Origin of the sequence: Carnobacterium sp. (assembly GCF_032094055.1) — a bacterium.
Classification (GTDB): Bacteria; Bacillota; Bacilli; order Lactobacillales; family Carnobacteriaceae; genus Carnobacterium_A.
On sequence record NZ_DAMDAK010000032.1, the window covers coordinates 24984 to 25974 of the forward strand.

The 991-nt window shown below is 39.1% G+C and carries 1 protein-coding gene and 1 pseudogene; both read left to right on the forward strand.

What is annotated here, in order from left to right; translation table 11 throughout:
* Positions 1–337: pseudogene (locus RT405_RS06690) on the forward strand (cell division protein FtsA); the annotation flags it as partial.
* A 33-nt stretch (positions 338–370) separates the two neighbouring features.
* On the forward strand, positions 371–991 hold a 621-nt coding region (gene ftsZ, locus RT405_RS06695), incomplete at its 3' end, for a cell division protein FtsZ (RefSeq protein ID WP_313468602.1).

Genomic DNA, 991 nt, shown 5'->3' on the forward strand with positions numbered 1-991 from the left:
ACCAGGAGTCGTTGATTTAGCAGAAGATATCTTTGAAATAAATGTTAAACTTTATATTCCTGATCAAATGGGGATGCGTTACCCAACTTTTACAACAGGTATTGGTTTAGTTCATTATGAAGCACATTTAGATGAAATCAACCAAATTGTAAAAGGACATTCTGTTACTAAAAACCAGCAGATTGAAGCTGGTTCGGTTCATGATTCGCATTTGCCAGATTTAGATTATAATAAAAACCAAGTTGAAGCAGCGGATGAACCAAAGAAAAAAATCAAAAGAAAAGAAGATACATTCTCATACAAAGCCAAAAGCTTCTTTTCTAACTTTTTCGATTAATACCACTAAAAAGTGCAAGTAGGAGGAAATAGAATGGAATTAGAGTTCGATACAAATCCAGCTAATGGGGCAATAATTAAAGTGATCGGTGTGGGCGGAGCGGGAAACAATGCCGTTAACCGTATGATTGATGAAGGTGTTAAAGGTGTAGAGTTTATCGTAGCCAATACAGATATTCAAGCACTTGCAGGATCAAATGCAGAAGTGAAAATCCAATTAGGACCAAAATTGACACGTGGTTTAGGCGCAGGTGCAAATCCAGAAATTGGACGTAAAGCTGCAGAAGAAAGCGAAGAACAAATTGCTGAAGCTTTGCGTGGTGCCGATATGATTTTTGTAACGGCTGGTATGGGCGGAGGAACTGGTACTGGTGCAGCAGCTATTGTGGCTCGTATCGCAAAAGAGCAGGGTGCTTTAACAGTAGGAGTTATTACGCGTCCGTTTACTTTTGAAGGTCCAAAACGTGGTCGTTTTGCAGCTGAAGGTGTTGCTCAAATGAAAGAGCACGTTGATACACTGGTTATTATCTCTAATAACCGCTTATTGGAAATTGTTGATAAAAAGACACCAATGTTGGAAGCTTTTCATGAAGCAGACAATGTATTACGTCAAGGGGTACAAGGAATCTCTGATTTAATCACTGCTCCAGGATAC